The sequence below is a fragment of the Amycolatopsis sp. CA-161197 genome (assembly GCF_050942255.1).
Taxonomy (GTDB): Bacteria; Actinomycetota; Actinomycetes; order Mycobacteriales; family Pseudonocardiaceae; genus Amycolatopsis.
The window spans coordinates 10391201-10408266 of sequence record NZ_CP192059.1; the positions used below are offsets into that span (position 1 = coordinate 10391201).

12 protein-coding genes are annotated in these 17066 nt (G+C 69.6%); 5 read left to right on the plus strand and 7 right to left on the minus strand.

Annotated elements, in window-relative coordinates; all coding sequences use genetic code 11:
* Positions 1–65: 65 nt before the first annotated feature.
* The 4 genes from ACQPXB_RS49265 to ACQPXB_RS49280 form a co-directional block, all read right to left on the minus strand.
* Positions 66–1517 carry an SdrD B-like domain-containing protein gene (locus ACQPXB_RS49265; protein WP_432848986.1) on the minus strand — a complete coding sequence of 484 codons (1452 nt, stop codon included), beginning with the start codon at positions 1515–1517 and terminating at the stop codon, positions 66–68.
* A gap of 55 nt (positions 1518–1572) precedes the next feature.
* Positions 1573–3672, minus strand: coding sequence for a PhoX family protein (locus ACQPXB_RS49270; RefSeq protein ID WP_432848987.1), 2100 nt, complete (start codon positions 3670–3672; stop codon positions 1573–1575).
* Between the two features lie 92 nt (positions 3673–3764).
* The gene (locus ACQPXB_RS49275) at positions 3765–4985 is read right to left on the minus strand and encodes an MFS transporter (protein WP_432848988.1); all 1221 of its coding nucleotides are present in this window, start codon (positions 4983–4985) and stop codon (positions 3765–3767) included.
* Positions 4975–5451, minus strand: coding sequence for a MarR family winged helix-turn-helix transcriptional regulator (locus tag ACQPXB_RS49280; RefSeq protein ID WP_432848989.1), 477 nt, complete (start codon positions 5449–5451; stop codon positions 4975–4977). The genes ACQPXB_RS49275 and ACQPXB_RS49280 overlap by 11 nt, the downstream gene beginning before the upstream one ends.
* 65 nt (positions 5452–5516) lie before the next feature.
* Between ACQPXB_RS49280 and ACQPXB_RS49285 the strand changes: the two genes are divergently transcribed.
* Positions 5517–6158 (plus strand): HAD family hydrolase, encoded by a 642-nt coding sequence (locus ACQPXB_RS49285; RefSeq protein ID WP_366587687.1) that lies wholly within the window; start codon positions 5517–5519, stop codon positions 6156–6158.
* Between the two features lie 58 nt (positions 6159–6216).
* On the opposite strand, the gene ACQPXB_RS49290 is transcribed toward ACQPXB_RS49285, so the two are convergent.
* Together ACQPXB_RS49290 and ACQPXB_RS49295 are read right to left on the minus strand one after the other, a co-directional pair.
* The gene (locus ACQPXB_RS49290; RefSeq protein ID WP_285971412.1) at positions 6217–7305 is read right to left on the minus strand and encodes an inositol-3-phosphate synthase; all 1089 of its coding nucleotides are present in this window, start codon (positions 7303–7305) and stop codon (positions 6217–6219) included.
* A gap of 83 nt (positions 7306–7388) precedes the next feature.
* Positions 7389–7934: a PadR family transcriptional regulator gene (locus ACQPXB_RS49295; RefSeq protein ID WP_366587689.1), complete on the minus strand. Its 546-nt coding sequence runs from the start codon at positions 7932–7934 to the stop codon at positions 7389–7391.
* A 257-nt stretch (positions 7935–8191) separates the two neighbouring features.
* Between ACQPXB_RS49295 and ACQPXB_RS49300 the strand changes: the two genes are divergently transcribed.
* The 3 genes from ACQPXB_RS49300 (at position 8192) to ACQPXB_RS49310 (ending at position 14639) form a co-directional block, all read left to right on the plus strand.
* Entirely contained in the window at positions 8192–8593 is a 402-nt protein-coding gene (locus ACQPXB_RS49300) for a DUF5318 domain-containing protein (protein WP_285971410.1), read from the plus strand.
* A gap of 517 nt (positions 8594–9110) precedes the next feature.
* The gene (locus ACQPXB_RS49305) at positions 9111–11720 is read left to right on the plus strand and encodes a transglycosylase domain-containing protein (RefSeq protein WP_386944827.1); all 2610 of its coding nucleotides are present in this window, start codon (positions 9111–9113) and stop codon (positions 11718–11720) included.
* A gap of 558 nt (positions 11721–12278) precedes the next feature.
* Positions 12279–14639 carry a transglycosylase domain-containing protein gene (locus ACQPXB_RS49310; protein ID WP_432857181.1) on the plus strand — a complete coding sequence of 787 codons (2361 nt, stop codon included), beginning with the start codon at positions 12279–12281 and terminating at the stop codon, positions 14637–14639.
* Between the two features lie 211 nt (positions 14640–14850).
* Here ACQPXB_RS49310 and ACQPXB_RS49315 read toward each other — a convergent pair whose 3' ends face one another.
* Positions 14851–15933, minus strand: coding sequence for a Gfo/Idh/MocA family oxidoreductase (locus tag ACQPXB_RS49315; RefSeq protein ID WP_432848990.1), 1083 nt, complete (start codon positions 15931–15933; stop codon positions 14851–14853).
* A 57-nt stretch (positions 15934–15990) separates the two neighbouring features.
* Between ACQPXB_RS49315 and ACQPXB_RS49320 the strand changes: the two genes are divergently transcribed.
* Positions 15991–17058 (plus strand): ROK family transcriptional regulator, encoded by a 1068-nt coding sequence (locus ACQPXB_RS49320; RefSeq protein ID WP_432848991.1) that lies wholly within the window; start codon positions 15991–15993, stop codon positions 17056–17058.
* Positions 17059–17066 lie beyond the last annotated feature (8 nt).

Sequence of the window (17066 nt, forward strand, 5' to 3'; positions counted from 1 at the left end):
CTCAACGCACCCAATGTGGCGTTCGGTGCGCTCAACGCAACGAACGCCACATTGGGGTGGTCGGGTCAGGCCGAAGGGGTCGGACTCGCCGAAGGGGGCCGGGTTTCCGTAGGTGCGGGGGTTTGAGAAGGCGGTGGCGGGGGAGCGCTCGACGTCGGGGCCGGCGCCGGAGGCGGCGGGGGTGGCGGGGCCAGGCCCAGGTCCGCGTTCAGGTTCTCGTGCGTCGCCCCGCCGAGGGTGAACGCCGCCGTGCAGCCCGTGGCCGGGTCGACATCGGAGTCGCGCGCCGCGTCGCCGGCCGCCCGCTTCGTCACGGTAAGCCCGTCCGGCAGGTGCGAGACGTCGAAGCAGACCTGGTACGTCCCGTCCTTGCGCTTGTCGAACAGGTACGAGCCGTCAGCCGCGGTTTTCGTAGTGACGACGGTGCCGCCCGCGCCGTCCTTGAGTGTCACGGGGATGTCGGCGACGCCGGGCTCGCCGTCGTCCTGCAGGCCGTTGCGGTCGGTGTCGCGCCACACGCGGTCGCCGATCTTGTCGATCAGCGGCAGCGGCGTCACGGTGATCGACGCCGTGGCCGACTGGTCGGTCAGCGCGCCGCTCGGCGAGGTGACGCCGGTGATCCGCATCTTGTTCACGTGGCCGGTGTCGTTCTCGGCCAGGTTCGGGTGGTCGCAGGGCACGGCGTTCGACCCGCCGGGGGCCAGGTCGAACGCGCCCGGCAGCGACGAGCACCACGAGTCCTTCAGCAGCACGCCGGTCAGCGGCTGCGAGCCCGAGTTCGTGACGGTCGTGCGGTAGTGCGCGGTCTCGCCGGCCGGGATCGTGGCCGACGGGCCCCACTCGCCGGTCGCGGGGTTCTGCACCTCCAGCTTCACCGTGTACGCGGCGAGCTGCAGGTTCACGCAGTCCCACATCACCCAGTTGCGGTTGGTGGTCGCGAAGAACACCACCGACGTGGTCCTGTCCGGCGCCGTCTGCGCGGGGAAGTCCTGGCGCGCGAGCTTGCCGTCGGACTGCACGTCGTGCGTGACGTTCTGCGACTTCTCCAGCAACGTGCGGCCGGCGGAGTCGGTGAAGCGCAGGCCGGTCGACTGGGCGTTGGCGCGGTCGGCCAGCGCCGAGCCGACGGAACCGGTCGCCGCCGAGAGCGTGTAGATGCCGCCGGGCGCGGCGGGCAGGGTCTGGGTGGCGGAGCTGACGCGGCCGTCGGGCGTCTGGATCCGCGCGTTGAGCTTGCCGTCGGACGCGTGCGCGGTGTCGGTGACGAGCTTCGGCACCTTGTCCGGCGGTGTGCTGCGCGGCACGGGTGCGGCAGGCGTGAACACGTAGCCCGCCGGTGGTCCGCCGGGCGAATTCGCCTGCTCGACGCTCGGGTTGGGGGCCACTCCGCCGCACGCCGGGGTGTCGGCTGCCGGAGCGGAACCCGGAAGGACGACGACGAGCGCACCGGCCAGCACCAGGGTGCAGGCCGACGCGCCCGCCGAACGTCCGATCGCGACTTTTCCTGCCCGCCTCACCCACCGAAGCTATTACTCCGCACGGGTTCGGCGCAGCGGAAGCCACTCCAAAGAGTTACCGCACGCCGATGCGGCCGGCGAGCCCGAAGCGGCCCTTGCGCCACACCGAAACGATGGCCGGGCGCGGCTGCGCGGTGCCGCCGTCGGGCCAGTGCGACGACGGGTTCGCCGAGCTCGCCGCGTTCTCACCCGGGTGCTGCACGGCGACGAGCACCAGGTGGTCGGTGACGACCGGCCCGCACGTCTCCGCGCCCACCGGCACGGACAGGAACTGCTTCACGTGCCCGCGCTCCGGACCCGACACGGGCACGGAGAACAGGCCGTCGTTGGCGCCGAGCGTGTTGCCGTCGGTGGAGATCCACAGGTTGCCGTGGGGGTCGAACGCGACGTTGTCCGGGCACGAGATCGGGCTGACCTGGCTCTTCGGGAAGCCGCCGAAGTAGGTGTCGGCCGTGGCCGGGTCGCCGCAGACCAGCAGCAGGCGCCAGGCGAACCGCGTCGACGCCGAGTCGCCGCGCGCTTCTTCCCACTCGAGCACATGACCGTTCTTGTTGCCGTTGCGCGGGTTCGCCTCGTCGACGCCCGCCTTGCCGGCCGCGCCGCGGTCGGTGTTGTTGGTCAGGGCCGCGTAGATCCGGCCGTTGACGGGGTTGGGCTCGATGTCCTCCGGGCGGTCCATCTTGGTGGCGCCCGCCTTGTCGGCGGCCTGGCGCGTGAAGACGTACACCTCCTCGGCGGTGAATCCGTCCACAAAGGACTTGTTGCCACTGGCCAGGGGGATCCACTCGCCGGCGCCGTCGAACTCGCCGTCTTCCGGGAGCTTGCCGGTGCCGTCGATCTCCGCGGCGGGGCTGTCGCCGGTGAACTTCGCGACGTAGAGCGTGCCGTCGTCCAGCAGCGCCGAGTTGTGGCGGCGGGCCAGGGCGGACGTGCCCTTCTTGTACTTGCCCTTCGACACGAACTTGTAGATGTACTCGAAGCGCTCGTCGTCACCGGAGTACACGGCGACGCGGCCGTCGGCGGTGATCTTCACGTTCGCGGCCTCGTGCTTGAAGCGCCCGAGCGCGGTGTGCTTGACCGGCGTGGAGTGCGGGTCGTTCGGGTCGATCTCCACGACCCAGCCGAAGCGGTTGGGCTCGTTGGGCTCGCGCGGTACATCCCAGCGCTTGTCGAACCGCTCCCACTTGCGCGTGCTCTCTCCGGTGCCGATCACGTACCGCCTGAGCCGCGCGGCCTGCGCCGGATCGGTCACCTGGTCGGCGTTGGCGAAGTACTGGTGGAAGTTCTCCTCGCCGGAGAGCACGGTGCCCCACGGCGTGACGCCACCGGAACAGTTGTTCTGCGTGCCGCGCACGCGCTTGCCCGACGGGTCGGCCGACGTCTTGAGGTACTTCGAACCGGCCGCCGGGCCGCGGACCTCGAAGATCGTGTCGAGCGTGATGCGCCGGTTGAGCGGGCTCGCCACGGTGCGCAGGCCGCCGCCGATCGGGTCGCGCAGCGTCTGGACCACGGACAGGCCGTGGGCCACCCACGCGATCTTCACCTGCTCCTCGGTCGGGTTGGCCGGGTCGTACTGGTCGGCCGGGAACAGGTGCACCTCGGTGGTGTACTCGTGGTTGACCACGAGCAAATTGCGCAGCCCCAGGGAATCCTGCGGGATCAGGCCGACGAAGTCGTTGTTGTAGCCGAACTGCTTGGCCTGCGCGGCCGCGGTCTGCCCGCGGAAGTCGAACTTCGGCGCCCCCGGCACCACGGCGTCGCCCCAGCGGATGACCACGTGCTGGTCGTAGCCCTCGGGGATGCTCACGCGGTCGAGCTTGTTGGGCGCCACGGCGTCGAAGTCGGTGCCAGGCACCGGACGCGGGTGGCCGCCGCCGGGGTGTCCGCCGGGGTGTCCGCCAGGGTGGGCGGGCGAAGCCGCGGCCGAGCCCGACAGGGCGGCGAACCCGCCGGCCGCCGCGGCCATCACGGCGCCGGCCTTGAACACGCCACGCCGGGACACGCCCTTCGCGACGTCACCGAAGTACTCGTTGCCCGAGGGGTTCGGCGCTTCGTGCGAACAGGCGTTGCCGCAGCGGTACTCGCAGGTCAGGGGAGAACGGCCGCCAGGGTGAGTGGCGAACAGGGGCAGCAGTCGCCCGCGTTCCGTCGACACAGGGCCTCCAGGTCACTTCAGTAAGGGAACAAAGCGACCATATGCGGCAAAATCGGACCTTCAAGTGAACAACAGATGTATTCGGCCCGGGTTCAGAGTTCCTCTTCGCCCACCAGAGCGGCTTCCTTCGGCACGTCGTGCGGGTCGGCCTTCTTCTCCCGCAACGACAGCAGCACGGCGGCGATGAGGCACAGCACGGCCGCGATCACGAACGGGCCCTGCTCCCAGCCGAGCCAGTCGGCGACGTGCCCCACGAGCGTGGCCGCGACGGCGCCGCCGAGCCACCGGCAGAAGTTGTAGCCCGCGCTGGCGACCGGGCGCGGCGCGGTGCTGATCGACATCGCGGTGCCCGTGAACAACGTGTTCAGAAGCCCCGAAACCAGGCCGGAGAGCACGATGCCGATCACCACGACCGTCTTGTTCGGCACGGCCAGCACCAGCATCAGCACGGTGTAGCCGAGAACGGCGAGCGCGGCCGCGTGCCGTTCGCCGAACCGCGCGGCGAGCTTCGGCGCCAGCGCGACGCCGGCCACCGCCACGCACAGGCCCCAGCCGCAGAAGATCAGCCCGACGGCGATCGCGCTCCAGCCCAGCACGAACGGCGACCACGCCAGCACCGCGAAGAACGCCGCCGTGTACAGCGCCGACGCGACCGAAGTGCGCAGCAGACCGGGGTGCTTCAACGCGCGGATCGGGTCGAGCAGCCTGATCGGCTCACGCAACTCATGCGAATCGCTCTTCAGGAACACCGAGCACAGCACGAGCGCGCCGGCCATCAGCACCGCCGTGCCCAGGAACGGGCCGCGCCACGAGATCGTGCCGAGCAGCGCGCCCAGCAGCGGGCCGACGGACAGCCCGACGCCCAGCGCCGCCTCGTACAGCAGGATCGCGCCGGACTGCCCGCCCGTGGCGGCGCCGACGATCACCGACAGCGCGGTGGCGATGAAGAACGCGTTGCCGAGGCCCCACACCGCACGCAGGCCCACGAGCTGCTCGATCGAACCGGCCGCGGCGCACAACGCGGTCGCGGCGACGATCAGCGTCAGCCCGACCAGCACGGTGCGCTTCGCGCCGAAGCGCGCGGACATCGAACCGGTGAACAGCATCGCGATCACCTGCACGCCGAGGTACGACGTGAACAGCAGCGTGACCTGCGACGGCGACGCGTTCAGGCCCTTGGCGATCGACAGCAGGATCGGGTCGACCAGGCCGATGCCCATGAACGCGATGACCGCGGCGAACGCCGTGATCCACACCTGCTTGGGCTGGCCCTTGACCGCGTCCAGCAGGCTCGAGTGGTGCTCAGCGCTCATCGCTGATCAGTTCCTCCTCACTTTTCTTCCCGGGTACGACGTGGAAATCGCGGATCAGCTTGCCGAGCGCGGGCAGGGCGGCGTCGATCGCGGCCCGCTCGGAGTCGGTCAGCTCCAGCAGCCGATCGCGCATCTGCGCTTCGCGCGCCGCGACGAGCTCGGCGTAGAAGCCCTCGCCCGCCTCGGTGGCTTCGACCAGCACGGCCCGCCCGTCGTCGGGGTCGGGGCGCCGGACCACGAGCCCGAGCCGCTCCAACCGCCCGACGACGTCGGTCATCGACGGCATGCGCACGCCTTCGAGCTGGGCCAGCCGGCTCATGCGGCTGGGCCCGACGCGCACCAGCTCGGACAGCACCGAGCCCTGAGTGGGCGTCAACGCCTGCGAAGTCTCGCGGCGCACCAGGTAGTAGAGCCGGAACACGACCGGCCACAGGCGGTGCGCGAGATCCACGATTCCGGAAGTCACTTAGCTAGGCTAACAAATTTAGTTAGGGTGGCGAAGTAATTCGCCTCACAGACTAGGCTGCAGGCATGGACGCGGTGATCTTCGACCTCGACGGCGTGCTGGTGGACTCGGAAAAGACGTGGGATGAGGTGCGCCGCGCCGTGGTCGCGGAGCACGGCGGTACCTGGTTACCCGAATCGACCAGGGAACAGCAAGGGATGAGCACGCCCGAGTGGGCGGCCTACCTGGTCAATACGCTCGGCGCACGGCTGACGCCCGACGAGATCGCGCAGACCGTGATCGACCGGATGGCGCAGCGCTACGCATCGGGCCCGCCCGTGATCGACGGCGCGCCCGACGTGGTCCGCGCGGTCGCCCGCCGCTACCCGGTGGCGATCGCGAGCTCGTCACCGCCGGTGCTGATCCAGGCGTTCCTGCAGGCCTGCGACCTCACGTCGCTGGTGCCCGTGGCGGTGTCGAGCGAGGAGGTCGGCGCCGGCAAACCCGCGCCCGACGTCTACCTGCGCGCGGCGAAGCTGCTGAACGTGCCGGCCGCGTCGTGCGCCGCCGTGGAGGACTCCACCAACGGGCTGAAGGCGGCGCTGGCTGCGGAAATGGCCGTGTACGCGGTGCCGAACCCGCACTTCCCGCCGGACCCGGCCGTGCTGGAGCAGGCGACCGCCGTGCTGCGCGACATCAACGAGCTCCCGGCCGCGCTGGGCCTGTAGACGCCGAAAAGGGCTCCCCGGGCGAACCGGGGAGCCCTTCTACCGGCGAGGAAACGCGTCAGCGCTCCAGCTCACCGCGGATGAACTTGTCGACCGCGTCGCGCGCGGTGGAGTCGTCGTACTGCTCCGGCGGCGACTTCATGAAGTAGGACGACGCGGACAGGATCGGGCCACCGATGCCGCGGTCCTTCGCAATCTTCGCCGCACGCACGGCGTCGATGATGATGCCCGCCGAGTTGGGGGAGTCCCACACCTCGAGCTTGTACTCCAGGTTCAGCGGCACGTCGCCGAACGCGCGGCCCTCGAGGCGCACGTAGGCCCACTTGCGGTCGTCGAGCCACTGCACGTAGTCCGACGGTCCGATGTGGACGTTGCCCTTGCCGAGCTCGCGGTCGACCTGCGAGGTCACCGACTGGGTCTTCGAGATCTTCTTCGACTCGAGGCGCTCGAGCTCCTTCATGTTCAGGAAGTCCATGTTCCCGCCCACGTTGAGCTGCATCGTGCGGTCGAGCTGCACGCCACGGTCTTCGAAGAGCTTCGCCAGCACGCGGTGCGTGATCGTGGCGCCGACCTGCGACTTGATGTCGTCACCGACGATCGGCACACCGGCATCTTCGAACTTCTTGGCCCACACCGGGTCCGACGCGATGAACACCGGCAGCGCGTTCACGAACGCCACGTTCGCGTCGATCGCGGCCTGCGCGTAGAACTTGTCCGCCTCTTCCGAACCCACGGGGAGGTAGGAGACGAGCACGTCGACCTTCGCGTCGCGCAGCGCGCCGACGATGTCGACGGGCGCCTCGTCCGACTCCGAGATGGTCTCGCGGTAGAACCGCCCGAGCCCGTCGTAGGTGTGCCCGCGCTGCACCGGCACGCCGAGCGGCGGCACGTCGGCGATCTTGATCGTGTTGTTCTCGCTCGAGAAGATCGCCTCGGACAGGTCGTGGCCGACCTTCTTGGCGTCGACGTCGAACGCGGCGACGAAGTCGATGTCGCTGACGTGGTACTCGCCGAACTGGACGTGCATCAAACCGGGCACGCGCGTGCCGGGATCCGCGTCGCGGTAGTACTGCACACCCTGGACCAGCGAGGAGGCGCAGTTGCCGACGCCCACGATGGCCACCCGAACGCGGCGGTTCTCGCCCATGCCGGTTTCTCCTTCAATCCGTTACTTCATCTGCAGGTCTGGCCGTGACGTTTTCAGGACGCCGCGGCCCGAGCGGCGCGCCCTCACTCCTGCGGGTCACGCTGCTCGGCTTGTTCGTGCGCGATCAGCTCGTTGAGCCAGCGCACCTCCCGCTCACTCGACTCGAGTCCCAGCCGGTGCAGCTCGCGGGTGTAGCGGTCGATCCTCTCCTCGGCCCTGGCCAGCGCCTCGCGCAAACCCTCGCGACGCTCTTCCACGCGACGCCGCCGGCCCTCCAGGATTCGCATCCTGACGTCGGCCGGTGTCCGCGAGAAGAACGCCAGGTGGACTCCGAATCCCTCGTCGTCCCAGGTCTGCGGACCCGCGTCACCGAGCAGTTCGGCGAACCGCTCCTTGCCCTCGGCGGTGAGCTTGTAGACGCGGCGGCCGCGCCGGGACCAGGCCCGGTCGTCCGCCTCGTCGAGCTCCTCGACGAGGAATCCCGCCCGCAGCAACCGACGCAGGGTCGGGTACAGCGAGCCGTACGAGAACGCCCGGAACATCCCGAGCGTCTCGTGCAAACGCTTGCGCAGCACGTACCCGTGCATGGGTGCCTCGTGCAGCAACCCGAGGATCGCGAGTTCGAGCACACCGCACCCCCTCACGGGAACAAACCGCAGCGGCCGCCGTTGGCCCAGTGGTCACCGGGCCGACCGCCTCCACGAACCTACTCGGCAACTATATCGCGCCGATACATCGAAGTGGCGGAAGTAACCCCCGGAAGTGGTCAGACCAGGGCGAACGTCACCAGAGAGTTATCGAATTTCCGGCGTGTCCGACTGGTCGCCCTGGGTGGCCTCCCGCAGGGGGCACTGCGCACACAGGAAGAGCCCGTACTCTGTTCCTCGTGCTTACCCAGCGGCAGGTCGTGGACTACGCCTTGCAGCGCCGTGCGCTGCTGGCCGGCGTCCGCTCCGGACGCGTCGGCGACCATGAGGTCTGCGACGCGAGCCCGTACCTGCTCCGAGCGGCGAAGTTCCACGGCAGGCCGGACGACCGCGCCTGCCCGATGTGCCGCCGGACGCCGTTGACCCTCGTGTCGTGGGTCTACGGCGACGAGCTGAAGCACGTCTCGGGATCGGCGCGGACACCCGACGAACTGGCCCGCATGGCGGGGCTGTTCGGCGAGTTCACCGTCTACGACGTAGAGGTGTGCCGGACGTGCCACTGGAATCACCTGGTCCTGTCCTACGTCCTCGGCACGGGCGAGCCCCAGCCCACCCGGCCGCGGAGGACAGCGGGCCAGTGACGAGTACCAAAACCGCTGCAGAGCACAGGGCTGCACGCTCCGGCTTTTCCCGAACGCCGGTGCCGGCATTGCCGGTACCGGCAGTGCCGGCAGTGCCGCCTTCGGAGGCCCATTCGTGAACGACGATCGCAACCGCTCCTGGCCCGGCCAGGAGCCAGATGCACCTCGCCGTGCCCAATGGCCGGAGGAAGAACCGGGTCCCGCCTGGCCGGGCGAGGACGCCCCTCGCCGCCCGCAGCGGCAGGCCCCACCGCGGCGCAGTCCCAACGGGGCCGCGCCGCGGCAGCCTCGTGGTGCCGCGCCCGCGTGGCCCAGCGGTGACGAGCCGCGTGGTGCGGACCGCCGTGGTCCAGACCCGCGTGGTGGTGCAGACCGCCGTGGTTCGAACCCGCGTGGTGCGGACCCGCGCGGTTCAGACCCTCAGTGGCCCGCTGACGAGCCCCCTCGCCGTCCGCAGCGGCCGCCGCAGCGCCCCCAGCAGTCCCAGCGCGTGCCGAACGCCAACGGCCAGGGCGGCATGCCGCCACGCCGGCAGGCTCCGCCGCCCCCGCCACCGCCCGGTGGCCGTCCGCCCGGCCCGAACGGTCCCACCGCGAGCCCGCCGCAGGGATTCCGCCAGCCGGGCCCGCCCGGGCCCGGTGGTCCAGGCCGCACCGCGTCCGGTCCTGTCCGCCGTCCGCCGCAGGGCCGGCCGGAGCCGCCGGCCCCCGCGTACCCCGACCGCGAACCGGACCTGATCACCCACGCCGTCCACAACGGCACGGAGTTCGGCTACGACCCGTACGACGACCGTTACGACGATCGGTACGACAGCTCCGAACACCCCCAGTACTCGGACGAGGACGACTTCGAGGACGAGGGCCCCGAGCTCGACGAGAACGGCAAGCCGATCAAGCCGCCGCTCACGCCGAAGCAACGCAAGAAGCGCCGCTGGAAGATCATCCGGCGCATCGCGTACGCGTGCGTGGGTCTGTTCATCGTGGTGCCGGCCGTCGCTTTCGTGATCACGTACTTCCTGGTGAAGGTTCCTTCCCCGCAGGACGTGAAGGCGTTGCAGAGCCAGCCCATCACGTTCTACTACGCCAACAACCAGGTGATGGGCCGCAGCGTCCCGCCGGGTGGCGACCGCGAGCTGCTGCAGCCGAACCAAATCCCCGACGTCGTGAAGCACGCCGTGTACTCGGCCGAGGACAAGACGTTCGAGACCAACTCGGGCTTCGACATCAAGGGCATCCTCGGCGCGGTGTACAACCAGGTCACCGGTGGTACCGGTGGTGGTTCGACCATCTCGCAGCAGTACATCAAGAAGGCCACCGAGAACGAAGCGCCCACACTGACCCGTAAATGGACCGAGCTCGCGAAGTCGTTCAAGCTCAACAACGAAGAGTCCAAATCGGACATCATCACGGGTTACCTGAACATCGTGTACTTCGGCCGCGGCGCCAACGGCATCGCGGCGGCCGCGAAGGCCTACTACGGCAAGGACGTGAGCCAGCTTTCCCCGTCGGAGTCGGCGCTGCTCGCCGGTCTGATCCAGCTGCCGAGCCGCTCGGAAGACCCGGCGTACACGCAGAGGCGCTGGAGCTACGTGATGGACCAGATGGTGGCCAACGGCTGGCTGTCGAAGGCCGACCGCGACGCCGCGACGTTCCCCAAGCTCGTGCCCAAGGGCTCGCAGGCGAAGGAGAATGCGGGCACGCTCGACTACTTCATCCAGCAACGGATCCTCGACGAGCTCGAAGCCAAGGGCTACGACCAGGACAAGCTCTACAGCACCGGCGCGAAGATCTACACGACGATCGACCCCGCGGCGCAACAGGCGGCGGTGCAAGCCGTGCAGGACAACATGAAGGGGCAAACCGACCCCGACATCCTGGGAGCTCTGGTCGCCGTCGACCCGAGAACGGGTGGGGTCGTCGCGTACTACGGCGGCCCGAACACGGTGAAGGACGACAGCGGCAAGGACAAGCTCGCCAACGACTGGGCCAACACCCCGCAGAACCCGGGCTCGTCGATGAAGCCGTACGACCTCACCGCGTTCCTCAAGATGGGCAAGGGCCTCGGCGAGACCTTCGACGGCACCAACAACCGCGAGCTCGGCGGCCGTATCGTGCGCAACGCGGGTGAGAGTGCCAGTTGTGGCCCGCAGTGCACGGTCAAGAAGGCCATGGAGGTCTCGGCCAACACCGTGTTCTACGACATGGTGCTGAACGTGACCAAACCCGCGCCCGTCGCCGAAGCCGCGAAGGAAGCCGGGGTCCAGCCGGCGCCGAAGGGCAAGGCCAAGCTCGGCACCAACGACGCCAACATCGCGCTCGGCGGTGGTGAGACGTCGTTGACGCCGGAAGACCAGGCCGCGGGTTACGCGACCTTCGCTTCGGGCGGCATCTACCGCCAGCAGCACTTCGTCTCGAAGCTCACCAACTCCCAGGACGAGGTGGAGTTCGACGAGACGACGCTGCAGGGCAAGCCGGCGTTCGACCCCGACGAGCAGAAGAGCCAGCAGATCGCGGGCAACGTCACCGACGCGCTCCAGCCGGTCATCAAGGAATCGCACCTCAAGTGCCCGACCGGCCACGAGTGCGCCGGCAAGACCGGTACGCAGCAGTTCGACCCGGGCAACCAGAAGAACCTGCCGAAGGGCTACGCGGACCGCAACGCCCAGACGTGGATGGTGGGCTACACCCCGTCGATCTCCGCGGCGGTGTGGATCGGCGGTGACGGCAACAAGCCGTTGCACGACAAGAACAACAAGCCGATCTTCGGTGCCACCATCGCCGGCCCGGCGTGGCAGGACTTCATGGACACCTACCTCAAGGGCAAGCCCACCGAGAAGTTCCCGAAGGTCGACCCGATCGGCAAGGACGCCGACACGGTCACGCCCACGACCCGCACGTCGAGCTCGGTGACCACCACGTCCAGCCCCACCACCACACAGTCGACCCCGACCACGACGTCGAGCACCACGTCGAGCGAGACGACGACGTCGAGCACCACCACGACCAGCCGTCCCGGCGGCATCTTCGGCGGTGGCCCCGGCAACGGTGGCGGTCCCGGCCGAAACGGCGGTGGCGGCGACGGCGGCGGGGTGGAGGTGACTCCGCCGCCGAGACAGCCAGGCGGATAACACGTGGCGAGGGGCTCCTCTCCGGTCAGGAGGGGAGCCCCTCGTCGTGTCCGGGCCGCCGCGACCCACGCCCGGAGTGCCCCTGCCGGAGTGACCCAGGCGACATCGCCCAGCCGCCACGCTGGGCGTAGTTTTGTCCGGTTCACGCCGCGCCGGGGCCGTTACCCAGAGATACGTCCCGCCGGTCGAGTGAACCGACCCCACCCGCGATGCGTCCCCTTGTGGAGAGGGGATCTGCGCCCGCAGCACGCCCGCGTCCGAGAAGAGGATCCGCACGTGAACGACGACCGCAACCGCTCCTGGCCCGACCGGGATCCCGATCCGCGGCGTCAACCACCCCCCGCCGGACGGCAGGGGCCGCCGCCATGGGCCCGCAACCAGCCGCCTGCGGGCGGCGCCCCTCGCACGCCCCCACCCGGCAACCCCGCGCAGCCCGGTCAGCCGGGGCAGCCGCCGCGCGCGCCGCAGAACCGCCCCGGCACCCCGCCGCCCAGCTTCCGCCAGCCACCGCCGGGCGCGCGCCGCCCGACCCCGCCGCCGCGTCGTGAGCCGGAGCTGATGACGCACCACGTGCACAACGGCACTGCCGACGACGGTTACGACGCCCGGTACGACTCCGGGGGACCGCTCGACCCCGACGACGTCTACCCGGACGAGCCGGAGCTCGACAAGAAGGGCCGGCCCGTCCTCACGGCCGCGCAGAAGAAAAAGCGGCGCTGGAAGATCATCCGGCGCAGCATCTACGCGTTCGTCGGCATCTTCATCGTGATCCCGGCGATCGCGTTCGTCATCACGTACTTCAGCGTCGACGTGCCTTCGCCGCAGAGCGTGGCGCAGAACCAGAACCAGGCCGTGACGTACCTGTACGCCGACGGCAGCCCGATGGGCAAAGACGTGCCCGCGGGCGGCAACCGGCAAATCCTCACGGCCGACCAGATCCCCGACATCATGAAGCACGCCGCGATCGCGACCGAGGACTCGTCGTTCGAGACCAACTCGGGCTTCGACGTCACCGGCATCCTGCGCGCCGTGTACAACCAGGTCACCGGCGGCACCGGCGGTGGCTCGACGATTTCCCAGCAGTACATCAAAAAGGCCACCGACAACGACGCGCCCACGCTCACCCGCAAGTGGACCGAGCTGGCGAAGTCGTTCAAGATGAACCAGACGTACTCGAAGCAGGACATCATCACCGCGTACCTGAACATCATCTACTTCGGGCGTGGTGCGTACGGCGTCGGCGCGGCGTCACAGGCCTTCTTCCACAAGGACGTCAAGGACCTCAGCTTCTCCGAAGCCGCGCTGCTCGCCGGGCTCATCCAGCAGCCGGGCCGGTCGGAGAACTCGAAGGTGGCGCACGACCGCTGGAACACCGCGCTCGACCGCATGGTGGAGAACCACTACATCACTGCGGCCGACCGCAAGGCGGCGGTGTTCCCCACGCCGATCCCGCTGTCGGAGGACCAGGACGACTCGACCGCGCCGTACCGCTTCATCTCCGACCAGGTGAAGACCGAGCTCGCGGCCCACGGCATCTCGGACGACCAGTACTACTCCGGCGGCTACACGATCCAGACGACGATCGACAGGAAGGCTCAGGACCTCGCAATGCAAGCGGGTGCCGACGCGCTGGCGAACCAGTCGGACAAGCGGCTGCTCGACGCGCTCGTGGCCGTCGACCCGAAAACCGGCGGCGTGCTCGCGTACTACGGCGGGCCGACGACCGTCGACGTGAACGGCCAGAAGCAGAAGGCGCGCGACTGGGCCGATACGCCGCAGAACCCCGGTTCGTCGATGAAGCCGTACGACCTCACGGCGTTCCTCAAGATGGGCAAGGGGATCAACTCGACCTTCGACGGTCGCAACAACCGGGAGTTCGACGGGCGCATCGTCCGCAACGCCGGTGACAGCGACAGCTGCTCGGAACAGTGCACCGTGGCCGAGGCCATGAAGATCTCGGCGAACACGGTGTTCTACGACATGGTCCTCAACGTCACCAAGCAGGGCCCGGTCGAGCAGGCCGCCGAGGAAGCCGGCGTGAAGACCAAGGACAACGGCGGCGGCAACTCGCAGATCGACATCTCGAACAACAACATCTCCCTCGGCGGTGGCGACACCAAGATCACGCCGGCCGACCAGGCCTCGGCGTATGCCACCTTCGCGGGCGACGGCCAGCAGCGCGACCGCCACTTCGTGCTGAAGGTGACGAACTCGCAGAACGAGGTGGCCTACGAAGCCCAGGCCCAGCCCGCGAAATCGGCGTTCGCCGACGGCGACTCCGAGCTGAGCAAGCAGATCGCGGGCAACGTGACCAAGGCTCTGCAGCCCGTGATCGGCTTTTCGAAGCTGAAGTGCCCCTCAGGCCACGAATGCGCCGGCAAGACGGGGACGCAGCAGCACACGAAGCGCGCGGGTGAGCCGGCTTCGGCTGCGAACGCCAACGCGCAGACGTGGATGGTCGGCTACACGCCGTCGGTCTCCGTGGCGGTCTGGGTCGGCGGCGACGGCGACCTGGCCCTGCACGGCAAGGGCAACACGCCGATCTTCGGGTCCACCATCGCCGGTCCGCTGTGGCAGAAGTTCATGACGAACTACCTCGCGGGCAAGCCGGCCGAGCGCTTCTCGCAGGTGGACCTGATCGGCGACGCCGCGCCTCCGTCCGACCAGCCGAGCGACACGAACATCCCGCAGGGCGACATCACGCCGACCGACAACCCCAACGACCCGAACAACCCGGGTAACGGCAACGGCGGCAACCCGGTGAACCCCGGCGACCCGAACGGTCCCGGCGGCCCGGTCGGCCCGGGCGGCAACTTCCCGTCGTTCCCGACCCATACGCCGAAACCGCCGAAGAACACGCCCACGGGTGGTCCCACCGATACCGGCGACCCCGGAGGCACCGGCGATCCCAGCCAATAACGAGGGAGTCGCAAAGAGAAAGGCTCCCCCCATCCGGGTTTCCGGACGGGGGGAGCCTTTTTTCGCTCCCGCAAAGGAAAGCGGGAGGCCGCGAGCTCGGCACTGGGGGTTGCCGAGGTCGCGACGAGTACTGTGCCGATAATTACCAATCCGACCACAGTCACGGCCGAATGGCTCCGCAGCAACGGTTACCTGCCGCGTGGGGGTCGGCCTACTGTTGGCCGGATTGGTAATCGAGCATGATGACGCGGCCCTCGGTGCCGGAGCGGTGAGCGGCCTCGATCACCCGCAGCGCGGCCACGGAACCGGCCGGGTCCACGGGGAACGCCGCTTCGCCGCGCAACGCGTCGCGCACCTGGGCGTAGAAGTCCTCGTAGCGGCCGACCTCGGTGGGCACGGTTTCGGTGTGGTCCGTGCCGTCGTCGACGCCGAGGGTGCCGGCGTCGGCCTCGGGCTCGACGCCCCAGCCCTCGTCGCCGGGGCGCAGGCCGTCCTTGATCTGGGGTTCCTGCACGTCGAGGCCGTACTTGGTGAAGGCGGCGCGGTCGCCGAGCACGCGGAAGCGCGGGTTGCGCGTGGCCGCCAGGGCGGAGGCCCACAGGTGCGAGCGGACGCCGTTGGCGTGGTGCAGCGCGACGAACACGTCGTCGTCCACCTGCACGCCGGCGCGGCGGCGGTCGACCTCCGCGTAGACCTGTGTGACCGGGCCGAACAGCTGCAGCGCCTGGTCGACGATGTGCGCGCCGAGGTCGTAGAGCAGGCCGCCGGCCTCGGCGGGGTCGCCGAACTCGCGCCAGTTGTCCTTGATCTTCGGCACCCAGCGGTCGTAGCGGGACTCGAAGCGGAACACGTCGCCGAGGCGGCCGGACTCGATCACCTTGCGCACGGTGAGGAAGTCGGAGTCCCAGCGGCGGTTCTGGAAGACGGTGAGGCCGACGCCCTTGGCCTTCGCCGCCGCCACGACCTGCTCGGCCTCGGCCGCGGTCGGCGCGAACGGCTTGTCCACGACCACGGGCAGGCCGAGCTCGATGGCGCGCAGCGCGAGCGGCACGTGGGTACGGTTCGGAGTGCTCACCACGACGAGGTCGAGGTCACCCGCCTGGGCGAACAACGCGTCGGCGTCGGGCACGATCTCGGCGCCGGGGTACTCCGCACGGGCCTGACCGGCGCGTTCCGGGTTCGCCGTCACGATCGCCGACGGCACCAGGCCCGGCGTCGAAGCCACCAGCGGCGCGTGGAAGACGCGGCCGCCGATGCCGTAACCGAGGATGCCGACTCGCAAGTCATCAGCCATGCCACCCATTAAACAACACTGTTGCGTAACTAGCCAGTTCTTCGGGAGGATCTCCGGATGGCGGAAACCGGGGTCAACCTGCGCGGGCTGCGCCGCTACAACAGAGCGCTGCTCCTCGGTCACATCCTGCGCGCGGGCGGGCTCAGCCGCGTGGAGCTGGCCGAACGCACGGGGCTGACGCAGCAGGCCGTTTCGAAGATCGTCGCCGAGCTGCTCGAGACGCAGCTGCTCGACGTCGAGCGGCAGGCCGCGGCCGGTGTCGGCAAGCCGCGCACGCAGCTGCGGATCCGGCCGTCGGCGAAGTGCGCCCTCGGCGCGCAGCTGGACCGCGACGGGTTTCTCGTGCTGCGCACGGGCCTTTCGGGCGAGGTCGAGGACACCGTCGAAGGTCCGCTGCCGGTCGGGTTCACGCCCGAGCAGGCCGTGACCGCCGTGGTGGACGCGACGCGCAAGCTGCTCGCCGACGTCGATCCGGCGCAGGTGCTGGGCCTCGGCGTCGGCGCGGTGGGACCGCTCGACCGCCGCGAAGGCCGCGTCCGCGACGCCACGAACATGCCGGGCTGGCACGACGTGCCCCTTCGCGACCTGCTCGCCGAGCGCACGGGACTGTCCGTGACGCTCGACAAGAACACCAACTCCGCCGCGGTCGCCCACACGTGGCCCGACACGCCGGAGACCGCCACCGCCGTGGTGCTCGTCGGCACCGGCGTCGGCGTCGGGCTGCTGGTCGACGGGAACGTCTACCGTGGCCCGCGCACCAACGCCGGTGAGTTCGGCCACACCACGATCGCCTACGACGGCCCGCGCTGCGCCTGCGGACGGCGCGGCTGCGTCGAGATCATGCACCGCTCGGCGGCCACTCCCGTCGAGGCCGCGAAGCTGCTGGGGATCGGGCTCGCCGACCTCGTGCAGGTCCTGGACCTGGAGCGGATCGTGTTGTTCGGCCGCACGATCCGCGCGGCGCCCGAGGTCTACCGCGACACGGTCTCGGCGCAGCTGCGCGAGCTGCTGCCCGTGCCGCACTGGCAGCGCATCGACGTGGAGCTGAGCGGCCTCGGCGAGGAAGCCGTGGCCCTCGGTGGGGCGTTCGAGGTACTTGCCCGGTTGTACGAAGACCCTAAATGACAGGCGCC